The organism is uncultured Marinobacter sp. (assembly GCF_913055835.1).
Classification (GTDB): Bacteria; Pseudomonadota; Gammaproteobacteria; order Pseudomonadales; family Oleiphilaceae; genus Marinobacter.
This window is the reverse complement of record NZ_CAJXKQ010000020.1, coordinates 1-22964: the sequence shown is the minus strand read 5'-3', so window position 1 is coordinate 22964 and position 22964 is coordinate 1. Positions and strand designations below refer to the sequence as shown.

At 56.6% G+C, this 22964-nt stretch carries 18 protein-coding genes, 2 tRNA genes and 1 pseudogene; 13 read left to right on the top strand and 8 right to left on the bottom strand.

The genetic code is table 11. From position 1 onward, the window contains the following. Positions 1-14: 14 nt before the first annotated feature. Genes ispG through der form a run of 5 tightly spaced genes read left to right on the top strand, consistent with a single transcriptional unit; the run spans position 15 to position 5775 of the window. Entirely contained in the window at positions 15-1133 is a 1119-nt protein-coding gene (gene ispG / locus QZ534_RS11890; protein WP_296934694.1) for a flavodoxin-dependent (E)-4-hydroxy-3-methylbut-2-enyl-diphosphate synthase, read from the top strand. A gap of 49 nt (positions 1134-1182) precedes the next feature. Further along, a complete protein-coding gene (gene hisS / locus QZ534_RS11885; RefSeq protein WP_296934693.1) occupies positions 1183-2463 on the top strand; it encodes a histidine--tRNA ligase in 1281 nt (426 codons plus the stop codon). A gap of 52 nt (positions 2464-2515) precedes the next feature. After that, complete coding sequence (locus tag QZ534_RS11880) at positions 2516-3172, top strand: tetratricopeptide repeat protein (protein ID WP_296934692.1); 657 nt, start codon at positions 2516-2518, stop codon at positions 3170-3172. Continuing rightward, positions 3172-4344, top strand: coding sequence for an outer membrane protein assembly factor BamB (bamB, locus tag QZ534_RS11875; protein WP_296934691.1), 1173 nt, complete (start codon positions 3172-3174; stop codon positions 4342-4344). The genes QZ534_RS11880 and bamB overlap by 1 nt, the downstream gene beginning before the upstream one ends. Positions 4345-4353: 9 nt before the next feature. Beyond that, positions 4354-5775: a ribosome biogenesis GTPase Der gene (gene der, locus QZ534_RS11870; protein WP_296934690.1), complete on the top strand. Its 1422-nt coding sequence runs from the start codon at positions 4354-4356 to the stop codon at positions 5773-5775. A gap of 21 nt (positions 5776-5796) precedes the next feature. Here the strand turns inward: der and pta are convergent, their stop codons facing one another. Genes pta through QZ534_RS11855 form a run of 3 tightly spaced genes read right to left on the bottom strand, consistent with a single transcriptional unit; the run spans position 5797 to position 11622 of the window. Beyond that, a complete protein-coding gene (gene pta / locus QZ534_RS11865; RefSeq protein ID WP_296934689.1) occupies positions 5797-7959 on the bottom strand; it encodes a phosphate acetyltransferase in 2163 nt (720 codons plus the stop codon). A 27-nt stretch (positions 7960-7986) separates the two neighbouring features. Next, complete coding sequence (locus tag QZ534_RS11860) at positions 7987-9183, bottom strand: acetate kinase (RefSeq protein ID WP_296934688.1); 1197 nt, start codon at positions 9181-9183, stop codon at positions 7987-7989. A 27-nt stretch (positions 9184-9210) separates the two neighbouring features. Further along, positions 9211-11622: an EAL domain-containing protein gene (locus QZ534_RS11855; protein ID WP_296934687.1), complete on the bottom strand. Its 2412-nt coding sequence runs from the start codon at positions 11620-11622 to the stop codon at positions 9211-9213. Between the two features lie 239 nt (positions 11623-11861). Here QZ534_RS11855 and ccoM point away from each other — a divergent pair. Then, a pseudogene (gene ccoM, locus QZ534_RS18890) lies at positions 11862-11954 on the top strand (cytochrome c oxidase subunit CcoM); the annotation flags it as partial. A 107-nt stretch (positions 11955-12061) separates the two neighbouring features. On the opposite strand, the gene QZ534_RS11845 reads toward ccoM, so the two are convergent. The 3 genes from QZ534_RS11845 to QZ534_RS11835 all read right to left on the bottom strand — a co-directional run bounded on the left by QZ534_RS11845 (position 12062) and on the right by QZ534_RS11835 (position 13577). Then, a tRNA-Glu gene (locus QZ534_RS11845) sits at positions 12062-12137 on the bottom strand. A gap of 99 nt (positions 12138-12236) precedes the next feature. Next, entirely contained in the window at positions 12237-13148 is a 912-nt protein-coding gene (locus QZ534_RS11840) for a TIGR01777 family oxidoreductase (RefSeq protein ID WP_296934685.1), read from the bottom strand. Positions 13149-13202: 54 nt separating this feature from the next. Then, positions 13203-13577 carry a CbiX/SirB N-terminal domain-containing protein gene (locus tag QZ534_RS11835; protein ID WP_296934684.1) on the bottom strand — a complete coding sequence of 125 codons (375 nt, stop codon included), beginning with the start codon at positions 13575-13577 and terminating at the stop codon, positions 13203-13205. Between the two features lie 101 nt (positions 13578-13678). Between QZ534_RS11835 and QZ534_RS11830 the strand changes: the two genes are divergently transcribed. The 6 genes from QZ534_RS11830 to QZ534_RS11805 all read left to right on the top strand — a co-directional run bounded on the left by QZ534_RS11830 (position 13679) and on the right by QZ534_RS11805 (position 18833). Beyond that, on the top strand, positions 13679-14281 hold the full coding sequence (locus QZ534_RS11830) for a DUF924 family protein (protein ID WP_296934683.1): 603 nt from the start codon (positions 13679-13681) through the stop codon (positions 14279-14281). Between the two features lie 146 nt (positions 14282-14427). Then, complete coding sequence (locus QZ534_RS11825) at positions 14428-15144, top strand: murein L,D-transpeptidase catalytic domain family protein (RefSeq protein WP_296934682.1); 717 nt, start codon at positions 14428-14430, stop codon at positions 15142-15144. A gap of 58 nt (positions 15145-15202) precedes the next feature. Beyond that, positions 15203-15278, top strand: a tRNA-Gly gene (locus QZ534_RS11820). A 134-nt stretch (positions 15279-15412) separates the two neighbouring features. Continuing rightward, a complete protein-coding gene (locus tag QZ534_RS11815) occupies positions 15413-16207 on the top strand; it encodes an MOSC N-terminal beta barrel domain-containing protein (RefSeq protein WP_296934681.1) in 795 nt (264 codons plus the stop codon). Between the two features lie 8 nt (positions 16208-16215). Beyond that, the gene (locus tag QZ534_RS11810; protein WP_296934680.1) at positions 16216-18168 is read left to right on the top strand and encodes an ATP-binding cassette domain-containing protein; all 1953 of its coding nucleotides are present in this window, start codon (positions 16216-16218) and stop codon (positions 18166-18168) included. After that, a complete protein-coding gene (locus tag QZ534_RS11805) occupies positions 18165-18833 on the top strand; it encodes a hypothetical protein (RefSeq protein WP_296934679.1) in 669 nt (222 codons plus the stop codon). The genes QZ534_RS11810 and QZ534_RS11805 overlap by 4 nt, the downstream gene beginning before the upstream one ends. Positions 18834-18892: 59 nt before the next feature. Here QZ534_RS11805 and QZ534_RS11800 read toward each other — a convergent pair whose 3' ends face one another. Together QZ534_RS11800 and QZ534_RS11795 are read right to left on the bottom strand one after the other, a co-directional pair. Further along, positions 18893-19324, bottom strand: a complete 432-nt coding sequence (locus tag QZ534_RS11800; protein WP_069185002.1) for a universal stress protein — start codon at positions 19322-19324, stop codon at positions 18893-18895. A gap of 155 nt (positions 19325-19479) precedes the next feature. Further along, positions 19480-20298 (bottom strand): hypothetical protein, encoded by an 819-nt coding sequence (locus tag QZ534_RS11795; protein ID WP_296934678.1) that lies wholly within the window; start codon positions 20296-20298, stop codon positions 19480-19482. A gap of 436 nt (positions 20299-20734) precedes the next feature. Between QZ534_RS11795 and fadB the strand changes: the two genes are divergently transcribed. Beyond that, the gene (fadB, locus tag QZ534_RS11790; RefSeq protein ID WP_296934677.1) at positions 20735-22882 is read left to right on the top strand and encodes a fatty acid oxidation complex subunit alpha FadB; all 2148 of its coding nucleotides are present in this window, start codon (positions 20735-20737) and stop codon (positions 22880-22882) included. Positions 22883-22964: the final 82 nt, after the last annotated feature.

The following is a 22964-nucleotide window of genomic DNA, read 5'->3' as shown; positions in this document are numbered from 1 at the left end:
TCGGTCAGTAAGACATGAAACAGGATTCCCCGATTACCAGACGCAAATCCCGCCAGATCATGGTGGGCAATGTTCCTGTGGGTGGCGATGCGCCGATTGCGGTGCAGAGCATGACCAACACCAACACCTGCGATGTGGAGGCCACGGTTGGCCAGATCACGGCATTGCAGGAAGCGGGTGCGGACATCGTGCGGGTTTCTGTGCCTTCCATGGACGCCGCAGAGGCGTTCGGACAGATTCGGAAGCAGGTATCCCTGCCGCTTGTCGCCGACATCCACTTTGATTACAAGATCGCCCTTCGGGTGGCAGAGCTGGGTGTCGACTGCCTTCGGATCAACCCGGGTAATATCGGCCGCGATGATCGCGTCAGTGCGGTTATCAGTGCAGCCCGGGACGGCAACATACCGATTCGTATTGGTGTTAACGCCGGCTCCCTGGAGAAATCACTTCAGCGCAAGTACGGTGAGCCCACGGCAGACGCGCTGGTGGAATCCGCCATGCGCCACATTGATATCCTCGATCGCCATGACTTCCAGGATTTCAAGGTCAGCCTGAAGGCGTCAGAGGTGTTCATGACTGTGGACGCCTACCGCAAGATCGCCCAGCAGATTGAGCAGCCGCTGCATCTGGGCATTACCGAAGCCGGTGGCCTGCGCTCGGGTACGGTCAAGTCTTCCATTGGTCTTGGCATGCTACTGATGGATGGCATCGGTGACACCATCCGTGTATCACTCGCTGCGGATCCGGTGCAGGAAATCAAGGTAGGCTTTGATATTCTCAAGAGCCTTCGCCTGCGCAGTCGGGGCATTAACTTCATTGCCTGTCCGAGCTGTTCCCGTCAGAACTTCGACGTGATCCAGACCATGAACGATCTGGAGGCACGGCTGGAGGATGTGAATGATTCCCTCGACGTGGCGATTATAGGATGCATCGTCAATGGCCCGGGTGAGGCCAAAGTTGCTGATCTCGGACTTACCGGTGGCAGCCCGAAGAACCTTTTCTACATGGCGGGCAAGCCAAACCAGAAGCTGGACAACGCCACACTGACTGACGATCTGGAGCGCCTGATTCGCGAGGAAGTGGCACGTCGCAAGGAACAGGAAGAATCGATCATAGCCCGTTCAGACAACTGATCGTTTCGATTTCCGGGCACAACCATCCAGACAGAGTTAAGGGTTAACATTGGCAAAGATTCAGGCAATTCGCGGGATGAACGATATCCTGCCGGAGCAGACGCCGGTTTGGCAGTTTGTAGAGTCCACGGTGCGCCGGGTACTGGCCCAGTATGGCTACCAGGAAATCCGCATGCCGATTGTGGAACAGACCGACCTGTTCAAGCGATCGATTGGTGAAGTTACCGACATCGTCGAAAAGGAAATGTACACCTTTGAAGATCGCAATGGTGACAGCCTGACCCTGCGCCCGGAGGGCACGGCTGGCTGTGTTCGGGCAGCCGAGGAACACGGTCTGCTGTTCAATCAGACCCGTCGGCTCTGGTACACGGGCCCCATGTTCCGGCATGAACGCCCGCAGAAGGGGCGCTATCGTCAGTTCCACCAGATTGGCGTGGAATGTTTCGGTATGGCTGGCCCTGATATTGATGCCGAATTGCTGATACTGACCGCACGACTCTGGAAAGAGCTGGGGCTTGGCGAGCACACCCGGTTGGAAATCAACTCCATCGGAACCTCCGAGTCCCGCCGGGTTTACCGGTCAGCCCTGGTGGATTACCTGAGCCAGTTCAAGTCAGACCTCGATGACGACAGTCAGCGTCGTCTGGAGTCTAACCCCTTGAGGATCCTGGACAGCAAGGATCCTTCCACCCGCAAGATACTGGAAAACGCGCCCAGCCTTGATGACTATCTCGATGACGAATCCCGGGAGCACTTTGAGCGCCTGAAGGCGCTGCTGGATGCTGCGGGCGTGTCGTATTCCGTGAATCCTGCGCTGGTCAGGGGCCTGGATTATTACGGGAAGACGGTCTTTGAATGGATAACTGACAGTCTCGGTGCCCAGGGCACTGTGTGCGCCGGTGGCCGATACGATGGCCTGGTGGAACAGCTGGGTGGCAAACCGACATTTGCGGTGGGTTTTGCGATGGGTCTTGAGCGCCTCATCCTGCTGCTTGAGACACTTGAGCTGGTTCCTGAACACGTGAACAGCAATGCCGATGTCTATGTGACGGCGATGGGTGACATGGCGTTGGCCCCGGCCCTGGTACTGGCTGAAAGACTGCGCGCGGCCTTGCCTGAGCGGGTCGTTGTTTCTCACTGTGGTGGCGGCAGCTTCAAAAGTCAGATGAAGAAGGCTGACCGAAGCGGTGCCAGGTATGCGGTGATTCTGGGTGAGAACGAAGTCGCCAATGGAACCGCGGGTCTGAAACCCTTGCGCGCTGATGAGCCGCAGACCGAGATTGCCCAGGACGAGCTGGCCGCCACTCTGGCAGCGGCGCTGGCCAACTGAATTTGACCAAATTTACTGATACAAAAGCAAAAATTCGACAACAGGAGTCCTCATGGCAGAGTTGCGCACCGAAGAAGAACAGATCCAGGCGATCAAGGACTGGTGGAAAAAGAACGGCAGTTCTCTGCTGATCGGCATTGGTGCGGCTCTGGCCATCGTGTTTGGCTGGCAGGCCTGGCAGAACCATCAGGCCCAGCAGCGCACCGAGGCAGCAAACCAGTTCGCCAACCTGCTGAATGCCTTCAGTGACCAGGCCGATGAAACCAGCGGCGAGACCGTCGCTTTCGTGGCCCAGACCCTGAGGGAAGATTACACAGACAGTGCCTATGCAGTTTACGGAAACCTTATCCTTGCCCGTCAGCAATTGATGCAGGAAGGCAACGCCGAAGCTGCCGTTGACTCCCTCAAATGGGCGCTGGACAAGACCGGCGAGCACGAGGCACTGGCGCTTGTGGTGCGCAATCGTCTGGCTCGTGCCCAGTTTTCTGCAGGCCAATATGAAGAGGCTCTGGCTACCATCGACGGCGCCGGCAATGCAGATGCGTTTGATGCCATGTATTCCGAGCTGCGTGGCGACATCCTTTTGGCCCAGGGTGACAGGGAAGGCGCACGTGAGGCCTATCTTGCTGCCCGCGAACAGAGCCAGCAGGGTCGTAGCGGTATTCTTGAGCTGAAACTGGCAGACCTCGGTGTCGGGGAGGATGCCTGATGCCGGTTCTCCGCGACAGCTTCTCAATACGCGGACTGCTGATGGGGCTGGCGCTCCTGGTCACACTTGCCGGCTGTAGCGCCACGGACACTTTCGAACAACCTGTTCCGGTACCCGAGATTGAGGCGACGGCTGAATTCAAGAGGGTCTGGAGCATGTCCGTGGGCGACGGCCATGATGGTGACTTCCTCTACCTGGCGCCATTGAATACCGGTGACCTTATTTACGCTGCTTCGGCGGACGGCGAGATCTACGCAGTAGCATCGGATTCCGGCAAGGTTGTCTGGGAATCAGAATTTGAAGGACGTATTTTCTCTGGTCTCGGCGGTGATGGGCAGTATCTTTACCTGACCACCGAGAACGCCGACCTGGTGGCCCTTTCCCGTGAGGATGGCTCGGAGGTCTGGCGCCAGGCACTGCCAACAGAAGTGCTGTCGGCGCCCCAGTCCAATGGCTCGCTCGTTGTTACCCAGACGACTGATGGCAAGGTTCTTGGCTTCAACGCTGCCGATGGCGAAAAGCTATGGCAATACGACGGTACCGTTCCGGTCCTTTCAATGCGGGCCGCCGCTGCACCACTGGTCGGTGGTGACGTGGTCATAGCGTCCTTTGCCAGCGGCAAACTGATCGCCCTGGCAGCAGCCTCTGGTCAACCAATGTGGCAATACGAAGTGGGCCAACCCCAGGGCCGCACCGAGCTGGAAAGGCTGGTTGACGTGACCGGGCAACCGCTGGTCATTGAGACCGCCGTCATGGTGGTTGGCTATCAGGGCAAACTTGCCCTCGTGGATATTCGTACCGGCCAGGAGATCTGGAGCCGGAAGGCGTCCAGCCTCTATTCCCCGATGATTGGTGGCGGCGAGATCTATCTGGCCTCGGCCAATGGCGACATAGTTGCCCTGAGAGGCTCGGACCGCCGGGAAATCTGGACCCAGGATCGTCTTGCCTGGCGCCAGCTGACCCAGCCAATGGTCTATGAAGACTATCTGGTGGTCGGCGATTTCGAAGGCTACCTTCATGTCCTCGACCGTGAGGATGGCAAACTGGTGGGCCAGTTGGAGTTCGACGATGAGGGTATCCGCGTACCGGCACAGCGACTCGCCAATGGTAACCTGCTGGTTTTTGGCAACAGCGGAAAGATGGCCGTATTCCAGGTTAAGCCGCAGGATTGATCCCCGATTATGACCCCAGTAATTGCCCTTGTCGGACGCCCTAACGTCGGCAAATCGACACTGTTTAATCAGATGACCCGTTCCAGGGATGCCCTGGTTGCGGACTTTCCGGGGCTAACCCGTGACCGCAAATACGGTGAGGGCAGCTACGAGGGGCAGCGCTTCATCGTCATCGACACCGGTGGTCTTACCGGCGACGAGCAGGGCCTTGATCTTGAAATGGCCCGCCAGTCCATGCAGGCGGTGGAAGAGGCAGACATCGTTTTGTTCCTGGTGGACGGTCGTGCCGGCCTGACCGCTGGCGATGAGCTTATTGCAGACAGTCTTCGCCGGTCCGGCAAGCAGGCCCATCTGGTTGTGAACAAGACCGATGGCCAGGATCCGGACATCGCGGCATCGGATTTCTACAGCCTGGGTTTTGAATCCACCTTCCTGATTGCAGCCTCCCACAACCGGGGTATCCGCTCAATGCTGGAAATCCTGCTGCCCTCCGAGGAGGAGCGGGAGGAAGAGGACCGGGCGGACCGTTACCCCGGCATCCGCATTGGCGTGGTTGGCCGACCGAACGTAGGCAAGTCCACCCTGGTCAACCGGATGCTCGGTGAAGAGCGCGTGGTGGTTTACGATATGCCGGGTACGACCCGGGATAGCGTTTATATCCCGTATGAGCGCCAGGGCAGTCAGTACACGTTGATTGACACCGCCGGTGTCCGCCGCCGGAAAAATGTCAGTGAAGTGGTGGAGAAGTTCTCCATCATCAAAACGCTGCAGGCCATTGATGACGCCCATGTGGTCATTCTGGTCATTGATGCCCGGGAAGGCCTCGTGGACCAGGATCTACACCTGATCGGGTTTGTCCTTGATGCCGGCCGCTCTCTGGTGATCGCCGTCAACAAGTGGGATGGCATGGACCCGGAAGACCGTGTTCGGGTGAAAGAGCAGGTGCAGCGTCGTCTGGACTTCCTGGATTACGCCGACAAGCACTACATCTCGGCGCTCCACGGATCTGGCGTGGGCGTGATGTATGAGTCGGTGCAGGCCTGTTACGAATCTGCCATGGCAAAGTGGCCGACCAATCGCCTGACTGCGATTCTCCAGGATGCCATTGCCCAGCATCAGCCCCCCATGGTGCACGGGCGTCGAATCAAACTGCGTTACGCCCACCAGGGCGGGTCCAATCCGCCGGTCATCGTGGTTCACGGTAACCAGGTGGATTCATTGCCTGGGGCGTACAAGCGGTATCTTGAAAATACCTTCCGGAAGGTCCTGAAAGTCACCGGTTCACCAATCCGCTTCGAGTTCAAATCGGGTGAAAACCCGTTTGCCGGCAAAGTGGATCGCCTGACTCCGCGTCAGAAGGTGAAGAAGGACAACGACGAGAAGAAGGGCCGTCGTCCGAAGAAACAGCGCCAGAAGAGTCTCAAGCGCTGATTTGGAGATCGGGCCCAGGGTCTATCCCTGGCCCGGTTTGGCGCTTTCAACCTGCTTTGCCTGAACCGCGGTCAAGGCAACGGTAAACACAATATCCTCCACCAGTGCGCCCCGGGACAGATCGTTGACCGGCTTGCGCAGACCCTGCAGCATTGGCCCGATGCTGACCACGTTGGCACTGCGCTGAACGGCCTTGTAGGTGGTGTTGCCGGTATTCAGATCCGGGAACACGAATACCGTGGCCTTGCCCGCTACCTTGCTGTCCGGCGCCTTGCTCCTGGCCACGCTGTCGATTGCGGCCGCATCATATTGCAGGGGGCCATCGATCAGCAGATCCGGCCTGCGTTCCCGGGCAATCCTTGTGGCTTCTCTGACCTTGTCGACATCCTGGCCGCTGCCAGACTCACCAGTGCTGTAACTGATCATCGCTACCAGTGGCTCGATCCCGAAGGCTTCAGCCGATTCCGCACTCTGGATAGCGATGTCTGCCAGTTCCTCGGCGTTCGGGTCCGGATTGATGGCGCAGTCCCCATAAACCACTACTTGTTGCGGCAGTAGCATGAAGAACACAGAAGAGACGACCTTCGCATGGTCGTGGGTCTTGATCAGCTGCAGGGCGGGGCGCACGGTATTGGCCGTTGTGTGAATGGCCCCGGACACCAGGCCATCTGCTTCATCCAGGGCCACCATCATAGTGCCGAGAACTACGTTGTCTTCGAGCATGGCTTCGGCCATGTCCGGTGTCAGGCCTTTATGCTTTCGCAGCTCCACCATTGGGGCGACGTAGCGCTGGCGCACCTCTGATGGATCAATAATCTCGATATCTTCGGGCAGTTCCAGATCCTGGGAATCCGCGACCCGCCTTATTTCCGCTGCGTCACCAATCAGGGCGCACCGCGCCAGCTTGCGCTGATGGCAGATGATGGCCGCCTGCACCGTTCTTGGTTCGCTTCCTTCCGGTAAAACGATGCGTTTGTTCGCTGCCCGGGCGCGTTCGGAAAGCTGGTAGCGGAACGCGGGAGGAGAAAGCCTGTCCTGACGGGCCACCTTTAGATGCTGCTGCAACCAGTCAGTGTCTATGCGGGTGGCAACGGCCTCCATTGCCTTTTCAATCCGATTGGGGTCATCGATGGGAATGCCGGAAGAAAGATTGGCCAGCATGTGGGCGGTTTCATAGGTGTTGGAATCAGAGCCGAGAACCGGCAGGCCGGTTTCCAAAGCCCGGTGACAAAGATCGATTACGCGCTGGTCCGGCATCAGGCCCCCGGTTAACATCAGGCCAGCGAGGGGAACGCCGTTCAGGGCGGCAACAGCCGTGGTCACTACGATGTCTTCACGATCACCCGGTGTCACCAGCAGGGTTCCGGGCCTCAGGGTCTCGGTCATATTGCGGATGCTTCGGGCACATACCGAGACCTTCTGCACGCGCCTGGCGTGCATCTGGCCCTCGTTGAGAATGGGTAGCCCGAGTTCCCTGGCTATGTCTGAGACCCTCGGTGCAAGCAGCTCCGGCTGCCAGGGAATCTCCGCAATCAGCCGAAAACGGCCGTCGCTGAATACTTTGCACTGGTTCTGGTAATCAATGGTGCTGGGGGCAGGGTGGTTGCTGTTGGAACGGGGCTCAAGCCCGGCCTGTTCGGGTTCGCCGACCTTGTTGAGTATGACACCAATAACATCCGGGTCGCTCGGATTGGCAAACAGGCGCGATGAGAAGTCCAGTTCTTCATCCATTTGGCGGGCGTCCAGGTTCTTGGGCGTGCTCACCAGGATGACCTCGGAACCGAGATTGCGGGCGACCTCAACGTTCAGCCTGGCAATATAGGCCTCGCTACGGTCTGGTACCAGGCCCTCAATGATCACAACGTCGACGTCCCGGGCAACTTTCTGGTATTCGCCCACCACTGTCTCCAGCAGGTAATCCGATTTACCCCTGTTAAGCAGCTGCTGGGCTTCCTTGAGGGCAATCGGATCTGGTGGGTTGAGGTGGCTACTTGCCCGCACGAAGGCCACGGAGGAATCCTGACCAGCGTTATGCATGGATTCTGCGCGGTGAACCGTCTGACAGAACGGCTTGTAAAAGCCGACGCTCACACCCACGCGTTCTAGTGCGCGGAGCAGACCGAGACAGACCGAAGTGAGCCCGGAATCCATGGATGTCGGTGCAAAAAAGAGACTCTTTGCCATGATGGTATTCCTGATGTTGCGTGTCGTTCAGGCTGGAGACGAGCAGCCCGCAAGCCGTGATGCTTCTCGTGCAATGACCAGTTCCTCGTTGGTGGGAATCACCAAAACGGGAAACCTGGAGTCGGGGCTGTCAATTCGTCCGTCGCTGAACTCTCCGTGATGATTGTTGAGGTCCGGACTGAGTTCAAATCCCATGAGTGTGAGGTGGTTGATGGTCTCGGCTCTGATCCGGGCACTGTTTTCCCCGATGCCACCGGTGAAAACCAGCGCGTCCAGGTGACTAAGCGATGCCATCATGGCCCCGACGTAACGGGCCAGGCGGAAGCAGAACACATCAATGGCGGTTTGTGATGGCTCATGGCCATGATCCGCGAGTTCACAGAGCGAGCGCATGTCATTGGTCTGGCCCGACAGACCAAGGAGGCCGCTTTCCTGGTTCAGGACACGGTGCACCTCATCGGCGGCCAGGCCTTTGCTGCGGAGGAAGTCGAAAAGACCGGGGTCGACATCCCCGCTGCGGGTTCCCATCACCAGCCCTTCCAGTGGCGTAAGGCCCATGCTGGTATCCACGCTGATGCCGTCCCGGATGGCAGTAATGCTGCATCCGTTGCCCAGGTGGGCTGAGATTATCGAGGTGGTTGCCGGTGTTTTCCCCAGCAAGCGGGCAGCTTCGGCGGCCATGAAGGCATGACTGGTACCATGGAAGCCATACCTGCGAATTCCCCAGTCGCGGTACCAGGCCTCCGGCAGTGCATAAAGGAATGCCCTTTTGGGCAGGGTCTGATGAAAGGCAGTGTCGAAAACGGCTGTCTGGGGTACCCCGGGAAACAGGGCCATGGTTGCGCGAATACCGGAAAGATTAACCGGATTGTGCAAAGGGGCAAGAGCCGCACAGTCCTCAATGGCATCAATGACATCGTCGTCAAGCAGCACAGCTTCACGGAAAGTCTCGCCGCCATGCACAACCCGGTGGCCAATGGCGTTGGGGGAGGACGCCATCAGTCCTTGATCCCTGAATTCAGCGACCAGCGCATTCAGCGCCTGATCGTGGTTGGCACCTGAATCCAGGGGTATGGTCTCTTCCTGGCCTTCAACTCGGGCAAACACGTCGTTCTGGCCGAGGCGCTCGGCGAGAGCGGATGCCAGTTTTCTGTGTTGGCCATCGAATAAGGCGAGTTTCAGGGATGAGCTGCCGCAGTTCACGACAAGTACGGTGTCTTCCATGGGAGTGCGATTCCATCGGTTATCGATCTATACGCGATGATTGCTGGCCAGCCAGGCATCAAAATCAGAAGCCGGCAGAGGGCGGCTGTAGAAGTACCCCTGGGAAAAGTCGCAACCTTCCTTTTTCAGGAAATGGGTCTGAGCCTCTTCTTCAACCCCTTCAGCGATCACCCGGAGGCCCAGGCTATGGGCCATGTTGATAATAGCCCGTACCAGCGAGGCATCTTCAGGTTCCTTCATGACATCCTGGACAAAGGACTTGTCGATTTTCAGCGTATCAAACGGATAGCTCTTCAGGTAGCTGAGGGCAGAATAGCCTGTACCAAAATCGTCCACTGACAAGCGGATCCCGGCCTTGTCGAGCTGGCGCAGAATTTCGGCGGTTTCAATGGAGTTGTCCAGAATCAGCCGTTCGGTGATTTCAAGCTCCAGCTGTTCCGGTGCCAGTCCACTGGCGGAGAGGGCGTGCATCACGGCTTCGGTAAAGCCGGGATCCCGGAACTGGCGGGGGGATACATTCACCGAAATACCGATGTCTCTTCCGGTGGCCTGCCGCCATTGCACGGCTGCCCGACAAGCTTCCTCGAGAACCCATTCGCCGATGGGTGTTATCAGGCCGGTTTCTTCAGCCAGTGGAATGAAGCGATCGGGCATCACCATGCCCATGGCCGGATTATTCCAACGCAGCAGAGCCTCGACCGAGCAGAGCGTTCCGGAATCGGTATTTACGATAGGCTGGAAATAGAGTTCGAACTCCTTCAGCTCCAGAGCCCTGCGCATGCTGGACTCCATCTTCAGGCGTTCATGGGAGACTTCCGTCATTTCCGGCGCGAAATGGGCGAAGGAACTTTTGCCCTTGTGCTTGGCCTGGTACATGGCGGCGTCGGCGTGCTGCAGCAGTGTTCCGCTGTTATCGGAGTCCGTCGGGAAAATAGCGATACCGATGCTCGTGGTTACGAACACTTCCTGCCCGTTGAGTATGTAGGGCGGCGAGAATGTCTTGAGGATACGCTCTGCCACCTGGGATGAGGCTTCCGGGCCGGTCAGCCCCGGCAGGATTACCAGGAACTCATCACCCCCCAACCGCGCGACGGTGCTGGTACCACGAAGGCAGCTGGAAATCCGTCGGGCTGCCTCGATCAGCAGGTTGTCACCCGCATCATGGCCCAGGGTGTCGTTGATGTGTTTGAAGTTGTCCAGATCCAGGAACATCACGCCCACGAGAGTGCTTTCCCGCCGTGCCTGGGCAAGTGCCAGCTTCAGCCGGTCCAGGGCCAGCATCCGGTTCGGTAGCCCGGTCAGGATGTCGTAGTTCGCCTGGCGCAGGAGCTGCTGTTCATAGCGTTTGCGGATGCTGATGTCCTCACCGAGGATGAGGTAGCCGGTAGTGCCGCCGGATTCGTCCTTGATCGGGGTGACGATCAGCTGCTCCCAGAAACGTTCACCGTTCCGGCGCACGCTGTTCACTTCACCCTGCCAGACTCCGACTCTCTGTACCTGTAGGCGGATGGATTGCCAGAGATGGCGGCTTTCACGGTTTTCGATATCGTTGCTTCCAAGTGAGCCGGGATGTTTGCCAATAATCGACGCGCCGTCGTAGCCGGTTAGCTGAGTAAATTTCTGGTTGGCAAACTCGATGCGCCATTGACGGTCGCAGATCAGAACAGAGGATGGGCTTTGTTCGATGGCTTTGGAAAACTTCCGGATCTCCGCCGCGTCCTTTTGCTGGCGTTCCATATCTGAATTCAGTCGCTCGCGCATCTGGTTGATGGCGTCTGTAACCCGGCCTAGCTCGTCGTTGCGGTTGGATGGCGTGTTGGGCCTGTCCAGGGTCAGTGGCTTCGAGGTGGTCTTAAGGGAAAAGTCCCGGGCGTAGTTGGCCATGGTGGTGAGATGGCGTGCCACGAAGTGCTGGAATATCCAGAGGATCAGGATCGACACAAAGAAGGTCTTCAGGAATTGCGTCAGAAGAATGAAACCCACTCTCTGCTTGAGATCATCGTAGACCCTGTCGAGGTCTGCCGTCACAGTCAGCTCACCCAACTTGAACATTTCATCGCCTTGATGGACGAGGCTGAAGCTGTGGGAAGTGGTTTTGGATTCCCGCGGAATTTCTCCCATAACCAGTTCGGAGTCCGGTTCGATTCTCAACCGCAAATGAACCACATCGGGCAGGCTGAGAATCCCTTCCATCTGCGTTTGCAGTAATTTCTGGTCCAGGGCCCACAGACTGCGGGCAAGACTGGATGCATAACCGGCTTCGACCACCTGCATGCGGTTGTCGATCTGAGAGAGGTCTTTTCGATAGTCGGAGTAGATCTGGAACGCGGAGGCCACCAGTGTAAAGGCGGAACTGAACAGAAGAATCCAGGCCAGCAGCCTGAAAGACAGGGGTGAGCCTGTGCGAAAACGTTGAAGACGCGTCGACAGTTTTGGCATGTCTTGAACTTCAGCTACCCAGACCGGTTAGGAGATCGGACACTTCCTTTGTTTCCGACTATAGCAGCAGTTTCTTTCGAATGTCTTGCAAATGCAGGAAAAATCGAAGGAAATGTGTTGTGGTTCAGTATTTATGCGTACATCGGGGCTGGCGAATCCGTTGACCTGGATCAATACCCTGCAGGTGAGCCGGGCGTAACCTGAGTTTAATCAAGTTAATTACCGGAAGGGGAAATGCTATGTATATGGACGCCGTTGTTATCGCAGGTATTGCCACTGTACTGCTGATGGTTGGCTTTTTCGTTGGTGTGGGCATCTTCGTCATTAAAGACCAGAAGGAGCACGGACACCGGGATACAAAAGAAGGGAAGCACGGACAGAAGCCGATCTGAGGCGTCTTTGGAAACATTTAACTTTCCAAAGCATCAAGGAGAAAAATTGGCGTCCCCTAGGGGGTTCGAACCCCTGTTGCCGCCGTGAAAGGGCGGAGTCCTAGGCCACTAGACGAAGGGGACGCAACGTTTTCAACACCTTGCCTCGTCGAGGTGGCGCGTATATTAAGAAAGCATCCGAACGCTGTCAACGCTTTTTGTGAAAAAAATCACGGGTGCCGATCAGACCCCGGGGGCAATGCACTGAGCCAATGCCTGCTCCAGTTCGGGATACCGGAATTCAAACTTTTCCCTCACAAGTTTCTCTGGAACAGCTTTCTGCCCGGTTAGCAGAAGGCGGGCCATTTCTCCCAGGGCAATCTTCAGTACCGGCGCTGGCGCCGGAAAAAGCGTGGGGCGATGCAAAACCTTGCCCAGACTTCGGGTGAACTCAGCGTTGGTTGCCGGGTTGGGGCTCACCACATTAAACGGGCCTGAGGCGCTCGAGTTCTCCATCATCCAGATAAGAGCGCCAACAACGTCGTCGCGGTGGACCCAGGGCATGTACTGGGTACCGCTTCCCAGCCGCCCGCCAAGCCCAAGCTTGAACGGTAGAATCATCCGTTCAAGGAAACCTCCGCCCGGGCCTGCCACCACGCCCGTCCGGGAGAAACAGACCCTCACTCCCTCATCGGCCAGAGGTTTAGCGGCATTTTCCCAATCGCGACAAAGGCGGTGGGTAAATTCATCGTTGGGGTTGGTATCCTCGGTGACGAGTGCAGCCCCCTGATCCCCGTAAAAGCCAACAGCCGATCCCGAGACGATTACCTCAGGCGCCCGTTCCCAACTACGTATCACCTCCACCAGCGTTTCGGTCACACCTATCCTGCTGTCCCGCAGTTCCTGCTTGCGGGCCTCGGACCAACGTTTGTCGGCGATGCCTTCGCCGGCGAGGTTAATGACAGCATCATAGCCCGGGTGGGCGCGCAGCTGCTGCAGATCGCGGACTGCTTCCACACGACCGCAACTGGACTTGACCGATTCTGCCGGTTGCCGGCTGAAAACAGTGAGTTCGTACTCTCGTGCCAGCAATTCACGGCACAGAACATGGCCGATAAATCCGGTTCCACCGGTAATCAGAATCCTTTTCGACATAATCGTTGCTCCTGTCGCGCACTGCCGGCCGAATCGGTCTTTGAAACGCTCGGTTCAGGCTGGCGTCTGTTCCAGTTGAAGCATAACAACATCCCGGATCGCCTGTCCCAGAAGTGGGTTCTCGCCAATTGGTGGTGCAAGTTGAATGGCTACGCCATGGGCCTTTTCGAGTTCTTCTATCATCGCGGGAACGTCCTTGCGCAAGTGACGTCCGGCTGCGAGGAACAGCGGGATGATCGTAAATTCTGTGGCACCGTCCGCGACACCCTCCTTGATTACAGTGTCCATGGATGGTTCGGCGAGTTCCATATAGGCAACCCGGGCATTGCTGACAGACGCAAGAGTTGGCGCCGCAAGCTGTTCGAAGGTTTCACACCAGCGCTTGTCACTGCTTCCATGTGCCAACAGAATAATGCGGGGGCTGTTCATTACCGCTCCTGAGTAGTCATTTTGATAGGGCCTGTCTTAAGTCGGGAATACTGGCCGCTATTTAGCGACCGGCAAACAGTAAAGTAACAGGGTGACGCTGAATGTTCGATTGGAAAGAGATTCTGGATTTCTGGTTTGGCGAATTGGACGAATATGGGCTGCCAGACAGTGACCATCGGAACAAATGGTTCCGTTCCGATCGCAGGTTTGACCAGGAGATCCGGCGGCGCTTCCTGTCGATGGTGCTGTTTGCGTCGGAGCAGGGACTGGACCACTGGCGTCGCGAGGCAGGTGGCATACTCGCCGAGATTATCCTGCTGGATCAATTCTCACGGAATATATTCCGCGGGGGCGCGATGGCATTTGACCAGGACCGCCAGGCCAGGCAGCTCTGTCGCCAAGCGATGCAAAAAGGCCAGGATATGATGCTTGCTCCGGTCCACCGTGCTTTTCTCTATATGCCGTTGCAGCATTCAGAGCTCAAGGAGGACCAGGACACGTCCGTGGAATGTTATGAGCAATTGGCACGGTCTACCGAGGGGATCCTGGCCGACTTCATGGGCAGCTTTTTGCAGTCTGCCCGGGACCATCGTGCCATCATTCAACAGTACGGACGCTTTCCCCATCGCAACAAGGCCCTCGGTAGAACTTCCACCCCGGAAGAGCAGGAATACCTGGAGGGAGGGCGCCGGTTCGGCCAGTAAAATAATCACTGTTTCCTTAAAGTTTTGTATAAAAAACGTACATTCTGACAGGGTTGGCAATATTCCCTGATAAAATGCGGAACACTGACTTCTGACAGGCTCGCGATGTGATTCGCAGCCTTCAATCATTTTATCGGGGACGTGAAATGCAAAAAACGCGGCGTTTTTCGCCCGCAGGCCTGCTTTTGGCCGTGTGTGCTGCGCTACCTCTTTCGTCGTTCGGCGCCTCTCTGGATGACCAGCTTCTTGATCGTCTTAGTGCAGCCGCGCCCAAGATCGATACAGCGGTTCTCAAGACGGCCATTGATGCCTCGCGCTGTGCTGTTTCCAATGGTGTTCAGATGCCGGAGCGGCTTGCGGTTATCGATTTCTCGTTGCCGTCGAGCCAGGAAAGGTTGTGGATCTTTGATCTCGAAAACGGCGAGTTGTTGCTGCGTGATCTGGTCGCACACGGCAAGAATTCCGGGAATTTCAAATCGACCGCCTTCTCCAATATCGAGGGCAGTTACCAGTCCAGTATCGGGCTATTTCAGGCCCGGGAATCCTATTACGGCAAGCACGGGTACTCGCTCAGGCTGGATGGCCTTGAGCCGGGCATCAATGATCTTGCCAGGCAGCGGGCCATCGTGATTCATGGCGCCGACTATGTGAATGAGGACTGGGTCAGCAAATACGGCCGCATCGGCCGTAGCCACGGATGTCCGGCTGTTGATAACCAGATCGTGAAGCGTGTGGTAGACAACCTGAAGGGTGGGCAGCTGGTGTTCAAGTACTACCCGGACCAGGAGTGGCTGCACAGTTCCGGTTTCCTGAAATGCGACAACAAGACACTGGCGGGAAAAAACCTGCAAAAAAGTGGTTGACGGCTTCGTCGGGATCCGTAGAATACGCCTCCGTTGTCGGTAACAGCCGATCAGCTTTGCGGGAATAGCTCAGTTGGTAGAGCACAACCTTGCCAAGGTTGGGGTCGCGAGTTCGAATCTCGTTTCCCGCTCCAGATTCAAAAAACCCGGTCCTGAAAAGGACCGGGTTTTTTCATTTCCGGCACCCGCAAACTCGGCGCCACGGTGTGTGGTCAGGTATACTCAGCAGCCTGTTGCGTATCCTGATTCCCTGGGGAGGCTGCCTGCCATGAAGGTCCATTCGCTGTTCGTGTACCCGGTCAAATCCCTGTCCGGCATTGAAGTTTCCAGCTTTGTTACCGATGACTTCGGGCCTGTGGCAGATCGCCGATGGATGATCGTGGATGACGACCGCCGGTTTGTCACTCAGCGGGAGCACCCGGAGCTTGCCCGAGTCGGAACCCGTCTGGATGGTGACCGGGTAGTCATCAGTATTCCTGATGAGGGCGAGTTTGCCCTGAGTGCCACAGAAGAGGAGGTCAGGGTTCTGGTCTGGCGAGACTGGGTCAAGGCCCTGACAGGTTTGCCCGAGGCAGACGACGCCCTGAGCCGTTTCTGCGGCAAGCCTGTTCGTTTGGTCTTTATGCCGGAAAGCTCCTTTCGCCGTGTTGATGCGGGCCGGGTCGACGAGTATCGACGGGTGGGATTCGCTGACGGTTTCCCCTTTCTGGTAACCAATACTGCCTCTCTGGCAGAGCTGAATTCGAGGCTCACGGCGCCCGTGGAGATTCGCAGATTCCGCCCCAATATTGTGGTTGAGGGAGCAGAGGCCTGGGATGAAGACCATTGGCAAAGCCTGAGCATTGGCGACAACCAACTGAGCATCGTCAAACCCTGCTCGCGCTGTGTAATGACCACTGTAGACCCGACCACGGGCCAGAAGGATGCTGCCCTGCAACCCCTGAGGACGCTCTCCGGCTATCGCAGAACCCAGGAGGGTGTGATCTTCGGCCAGAACGCCATTCATGAATCACCGGGTATTATTCGGGTGGGTGATCCCGTTACCGTCAACAAATCGGAGTAGAACCAAACGTGCCACTGTTAACGCTGGACTCAGTTTCCCTGGCTTATGGAATGCACCCGCTGCTGGATCAGGCCTCACTGGTTATCGATGCCGGTGAGCGCGTGTGTTTGCTGGGCCGTAATGGTGAGGGGAAATCGACCCTGCTCAAGATTGTCAGTGGGGAAGTGATACCCGATGGTGGTGTGGTTCGTCTGGACGACGGGGCTGTGCTGGCTGTGCTTCCGCAAAATCTGCCTTCGGAAGACACCCGCACTGCGTATGAAGTGGTCGCCGGGGCCTTTCCGGAAACCGGCAAGCTGCTCGCGGAATTTCATCAGCTCTCTCAGCAGGCGGATGAAGCGAGTCTTGACCGGCTGATGAAAGTCCAGGAGCGTCTGGAGGCTCTGGATGGTTGGCGACTGGATCAGAAGGTCACCACCATCCTCGGCCAGTATGGCGTTGATCCGGATCGGACATTGGATACGTTGTCTGGCGGATGGCAGCGCCGGGTTTTGCTGGCGAGGGCACTGGTTGCCGACCCCGACATACTGCTGCTGGACGAGCCGACAAACCACCTGGATGTACCCGCTATTGCCTGGCTGGAAGAGGCCCTTGGCCAATTCCGCGGCGCCATGCTGTTCGTCAGCCACGATCGCGCGTTTATCCGGCGTATGGCAACCCGGATTGTGGAATTGGACCGGGGTAAGCTGGTGAGCTTTGCCGCCACGTATGATCGCTACCTCGAGCTGAAAGAGAAAGCGCTGGAAGAGGAGGAGCGCCAGAACGCCCTGTTCGATAAGCGCCTCAAGCAGGAAGAGGCCTGGATCAGACAGGGTATCAAGGCCCGCAGGACTCGTAATATGGGCCGTGTTCGTGCCTTGAAAGCGATGCGTGAGGAGCACCGGCAGCGCAGGGTTCGGGGTGGAACCGCGAGCTTTACGGTGGAAGACGCGGCGCGCTCCGGAAAACTGGTGGTGGAAACCCGGAACGCAGGGTTTGCTTACCCGAATGGCAGCGCGGTAATCAAAGATATGGACCTTACCATCCTGCGCGGGGACAAGATTGGGCTCGTAGGCGAGAATGGTACTGGCAAAACCACTCTTGTCCGGCTTTTGTTGGGGGATCTGGAACCAACCGAGGGTTCCATTCGTCTGGGGACCAATCTGCAGGTCGCTTATTTCGATCAGTTGCGTGGCGAGCTGGATCTGACCCGCAATGCGCTGGATAACCTCTCCGAGGGCCGGGAATTCATCGACATCAATGGCCAGAGCAAACATGTACTCGGTTATTTGCAGGAGTTCCTCTTTACCCCGGAGCGGGCCAGATCACCGGTCAGTGTGTTTTCCGGCGGTGAGCGTGCCAGGCTGCTCCTGGCCAAACTGTTCAGCAAGCCTGCCAATATCCTGGTGCTCGACGAGCCAACCAACGATCTGGACGTGGAAACACTGGAATTGTTGGAAGAACAATTGTCGGAATTTGCCGGCACCGTGATCGTGATCAGTCACGATCGTGAGTTTCTTGATAATGTGATCACCGAAACGGTTTTCCTCGACGGATCGGGCAAAGTGCGTGAGTTTGTCGGCGGCTACACCGACTGGCGTCGGCAGGGCGGTTGTTTCCCATCGGAGGCAACCGGCAACCGGCCGGACAAGCAGGATAAAACCAGCAAGTCGTCCGGTGATGCTGGCAAGGTAGAAACACAGAAAACGGGAGTAAATGAAAAAGCGGGGGCGCAGTCGGAGAAAGGTAAACCCGTGAAGCTGAGCTATAAGCTCAAGCTTGAGCTTGAGCAGCTGCCGGGGCAGATTGAGGCCCTTGAGCAGGAAGTCGCCGGCCTGCAGGAAAAAATTTCCCGGGCTGATTTTTATTCAGGCCCACCCGATGAAGTCTCGGCCACTCTGGAAACGCTGACGGAAAAGGAAAACCGTCTGGAGCAGGTCATTGAGCGGTGGATGGAGCTGGAAGAACAGGCTAACCAATGAACGTACATTATGATTTCAGATTTCAGGACGGTCGTACCGTTGAATTCAAGGTCACGGACAAGCCGTCCCGGCCCTCGGGCGCGCTTCCGGCATGGACCAGACTGGAGCATTGCCAGTGTAGCAACTGCCCGCTGAAAGCTTCGGAATCTCCCCACTGCCCGGCGGCAACGGAAATATTGCCCGTTGTGGAGGCCTTTCGCGATGAGGACGCTTATCAGAAGGTTGAAGTAAAGGTCACCGATGACCGCCGCAGCTATTTGAAACAGACGGCCCTTGAAGAGGCGCTCCGGTCGTTACTTGGATTGAAAATGGCAACCAGCGGGTGCCCTGTGCTTTCAGAGCTCAAGCCGATGGCAATCCACCATCTGCCGTTTGCAAACACCGATGAATTTATCATGCGCAGCGTTTCCCACTACCTTTTGCAGCAATACTTTGCCAAACGCAATCACCAGAACCCGGACTGGGAACTGAAGGGGCTTGTGGAGAGGAATCAGAGGCTGCAGCTGGTCAACCAGGCCCTGTGGCAGCGTATTCATTCGGTGTGCAAAGGCGACAGCAACCTGAAGGCGTTACTGAACTTCTTTTCAATGGCCTCCAGTGTCAGCTTTTCACTGGAAAGTCAGTTGCGCAAGCTGGAGGCGAAGATGGGCGGGGAGGGGGCCTGAAAGCCGCTTCCCCTGAGTGCCGGCCCGGATCCAGCCCCGGGCCTTTTGCTTAGTAACCCTTAATGAATCCGAACGGCCAGGACATCGCATTCGGTTCCATGCAGAACCCCATTGGCGGTTGAGCCCAGCAACAGCTGAAAACCCTTTCGCCCGTGACTGCCGACAATCACAAGATCCACCTCCTGTTCCTTGGCGAGCCTGTGAATTTCTGACTCCGGACGTCCGACCGTCACCACCTGATTGTTCTTTGCCACACCGTACTGATCGCCATAAGTCCCCAACTGTTCCCGGGCCGCTTTGTCGAGCTGGTCCTGCAGCTCTGTGAGGTCCATGGGGATATCGCCACCATAGGCATACCCGACAGGCTCAACTACGTGGACCAACATCAGCTCGGCACCGTGGGCCTCGCTCACGGCTTTTGCCTTGTCCAGCACCTGCGGGGCTTCTTCGGTGAGATCAATGGCAACAAGCATCTTTTTATAGGCAGACATCGTATCGCTCCTTCGCACACGGGGTATTGTTCTGAGGATAGTACCTTAAATCCGGTCGGGAAAGTGTAGCGGGAAACTGACGGGTATCAAAAACGGAAGCGGAAAACTGCTTCTCTGGCAGGCAATTACACCCGCCAGAGAACGAGAGTTGGTAATCAGGCGTTGCCCTGGAGAAGCTCGATAGTGGTGGCCAGCCCCTTAAGAATGCCCTTGGAGTACCGATCAATCACAAAACCTACGTTGTTTTCGTTGTAATTGATGTAGGAGCCGCGAATGAACTGCCACTTGGATGAAATATCATCGATAGCCGCTTTCAGTTCCGGTGTTTCCTCGCCCTGTTTAACGGATGCCAGCAGTTGATCCAGTTCCCGGGCCTGCTCGTCCAGCGGGGTTTCGGTAGATGAACCCTGGAAGGTCTGGGCAACCGAGGAGTTAGTCCTTACAGAATACTTGGCCATCATCTGTGCCATCTTCACGGCAGCCGAGCGGGCGGCTTCAACCCTCGGATTGGTATCGGTCTGGGAACTTTCCTGGGCCAACCGGTACAGTTCGGTGGCTTTCTCGTTCATGGTCAGTGCCTGGTTGGCCATATCGGATACCAGGCGCAGATCCGGATACCCCTGATTGCGCACATCGTTGATGTTGTCGCGCATCAGGTTCTTGAACTTGTCGAACTCCTGATTGAGCCCTTCAAGCTCTTCGCCTGACAGCACGCCGGAATCGCTGTCGGCAATGGAGTTCATGGAGTCATTGGCCGAGTTGATGCCCTGTACAATCTCGTTCAGGGTGTCGGTATCCCCGGTGCCGCTGAAACGGTAATAAGCATCGAGAGCCATGTAGTTGCTGACCCGGAAATTGTGGAGATCGGAGAGGAATCCGTCGGCGCTGTCCTGGGCGAGGGCACCTGTGGACGTCATTGCAAGTAAAACAAGGGCGGCTACAAAGGAGCGTATCCGCAGGTTGGCGTCTATCATCGGATGGGTCTCCGTAAAGCGGTTTTATTATTGTGGACCAAAGTCGTAGATCGAAGGTAAAGTAACTCCGTCAGCCAATCAAGCAGTTTTGGCGGCGGTGCCGCCGGTAAATGTAAACAAGTTTGAAATTTGCGTGACGAAGTTCCGGTTTTCCCTGAGCAGTGGCTTCCAGTTCACTGAAACATAACAATTCCGCTCCAATTTTCTTTGGTTGCCCCCGGCATTTTGGGGACTTTTGCAACCCTCCCGAAAGAAACAAATTGACAAATGCGCCGTTTTTTTTCATCGTGTGCCCTCACGATTCAAACGACTGTATGAATTTTGAATCGGATGATCGGGCAGTGACCGAAATCTCGCTGCACAAACAGCCGCGCTGGTTAATCAAAAAGTTCCGCCCGGCTGAAAGCAGTTCCAAACACAGACTGGAGATCAGTTGATGATTTACGAAGGTAAAGCCATCACGGTTAAAGAGATCGAAGGCGGGATCGCTCAGTTGAACTTCGACTTGCAGGGCGAGTCAGTAAACAAGTTCAACCGTCTCACTATTGAAGAGCTCCGCGCCGCGACTGACGCACTGAAAGCGCAGAAGAACCTGAAGGGTCTGGTAGTTACCAGCTCCAAGGACAGCTTCATTGTTGGTGCCGATATTACCGAATTCACCGAGCTGTTCGCCGGCTCCGAGGAAGATCTGGTAGCCAACAACCTCAAGGCCAACGAAGTCTTCAACGCCGTTGAAGATCTGCCGTTCCCCACCGTTACCGCAATCAATGGAATGGCGCTGGGTGGCGGTTTCGAGATGTGTCTGGCAACCGATTACCGGGTGATGGACAAGAAGGCCAAAGTAGGTCTTCCGGAAGTGAAGCTGGGAATCTTCCCGGGGTTCGGCGGTACTGTGCGTCTCTCCCGTCTGGTGGGTGTGGACAATGCCGTTGAGTGGATCAGTGGTGGCACCGAGAACCGTGCGGATGTTGCTCTGAAAGTCGGTGCCGTTGACGCCGTGCTCGAGTCCGACAAGCTGGTCGACGCTGCTGTTGCCATTATCAACCAGTGCAACGAAGGCAAGCTGGATCACGAAGCCCGTCGCGAAGAGAAGAAGGGCAAGATCAAGCTCAATGCCATGGAAAGCATGATGGCATTCGAGATCTCCAAGGCGTTTGTTGCCGGTAAGGCTGGCAAGAACTATCCGGCGCCTGTCGAGGCCATCAAGGTTATGCAGAAGCATGCCGGTATGACCCGTGACAAGGCAATCGAAGTGGAAGCCAAAGGCTTCGCCAAGATGGCCAAGACCAACGTTGCGGCTTGTCTGGTTGGCCTGTTCCTGAATGATCAGGAGCTCAAGAAGAAGGCCAAGGCCTGGGAAAAGGAAGCCAATGACGTGAACCTGGCCGCCGTACTTGGCGCCGGTATCATGGGTGGCGGTGTTGCTTTCCAGTCTGCCCTGAAAGGCACGCCGATCATCATGAAGGACATCAACCAGGACGGTATCGCCCTGGGTCTGAAGGAAGCCAAAAAGCTTCTGACCAAGCGTGTTGAAAAGGGCAAGATGAAGCCGGATCAGATGGCTGATGTGCTCAACAGCATCACGCCGACCCTTAACTATGGCGACTTCAAGAATGTGGATCTGGTCGTTGAAGCGGTTGTCGAGAACCCGAAAGTGAAGGATGCGGTTCTTCGTGAAACCGAAGACGCGGTTCGCGAGGACACCATCCTGACCTCCAACACCTCGACGATTTCCATCGACCTGCTGGCCAAGAACCTGAAGCGCCCGGAAAACTTCTGCGGCATGCACTTCTTCAACCCGGTGCACATGATGCCGCTGGTTGAGGTTATCCGTGGCGAGAAGACCAGCGATCGCGCTATCGCAACCACCGTGGCCTACGCCAAGGCCATGGGCAAGACCCCGATCGTTGTAAACGATTGCCCGGGCTTCCTGGTTAACCGTGTTCTGTTCCCTTACTTCGGCGGCTTTATCGGCCTGGTACGTGACGGTGCTGACTTCCAGCACGTTGACAAGGTTATGGAAAAGTTCGGTTGGCCCATGGGTCCCGCCTACCTGCTGGACGTGGTCGGCATGGACACCGGCAAGCACGCTGGCGAAGTGATGGCAGACGGCTTCCCGGACCGGATGAAGCACGAAGGCACAACCGCCATTGACGTGATGTTCGATAACAACCGTTACGGACAGAAGAACGACAAGGGCTTCTACAAGTATGAACTGGACCGCAAGGGCAAGCAGAAGAAGGTTGTTGATGAAGAGACCTACAAGCTGCTCGAGCCGGTTGTTCAGGGTAAGAACGAGTTCAGTGACGAAGACATCATCGCCCGTATGATGATTCCTCTGTGCCTGGAAACCGTTCGCTGCTTGGAAGACGGCATTGTCGAAGATCCGGCAGATGCTGATATGGGCCTGATTTTCGGTATCGGCTTCCCGCCGTTCCGTGGTGGTGCCCTGCGCTATATCGACGACATGGGTGTAGACAAGTTCGTCGAGCTGGCAGACAAGTTTGCAGATCTTGGTCCTCTTTATCACCCGACCGAGAAGCTGCGTGAAATGGCCAAGACTGGCAAAAAGTTCTTTGGCTAACCCTGAACGAGATTTCCGAACGGAGAAAGATCTATGAGCCTTAATCCGAGAGACGTTGTCGTCGTCGATTGCGTGCGGACTC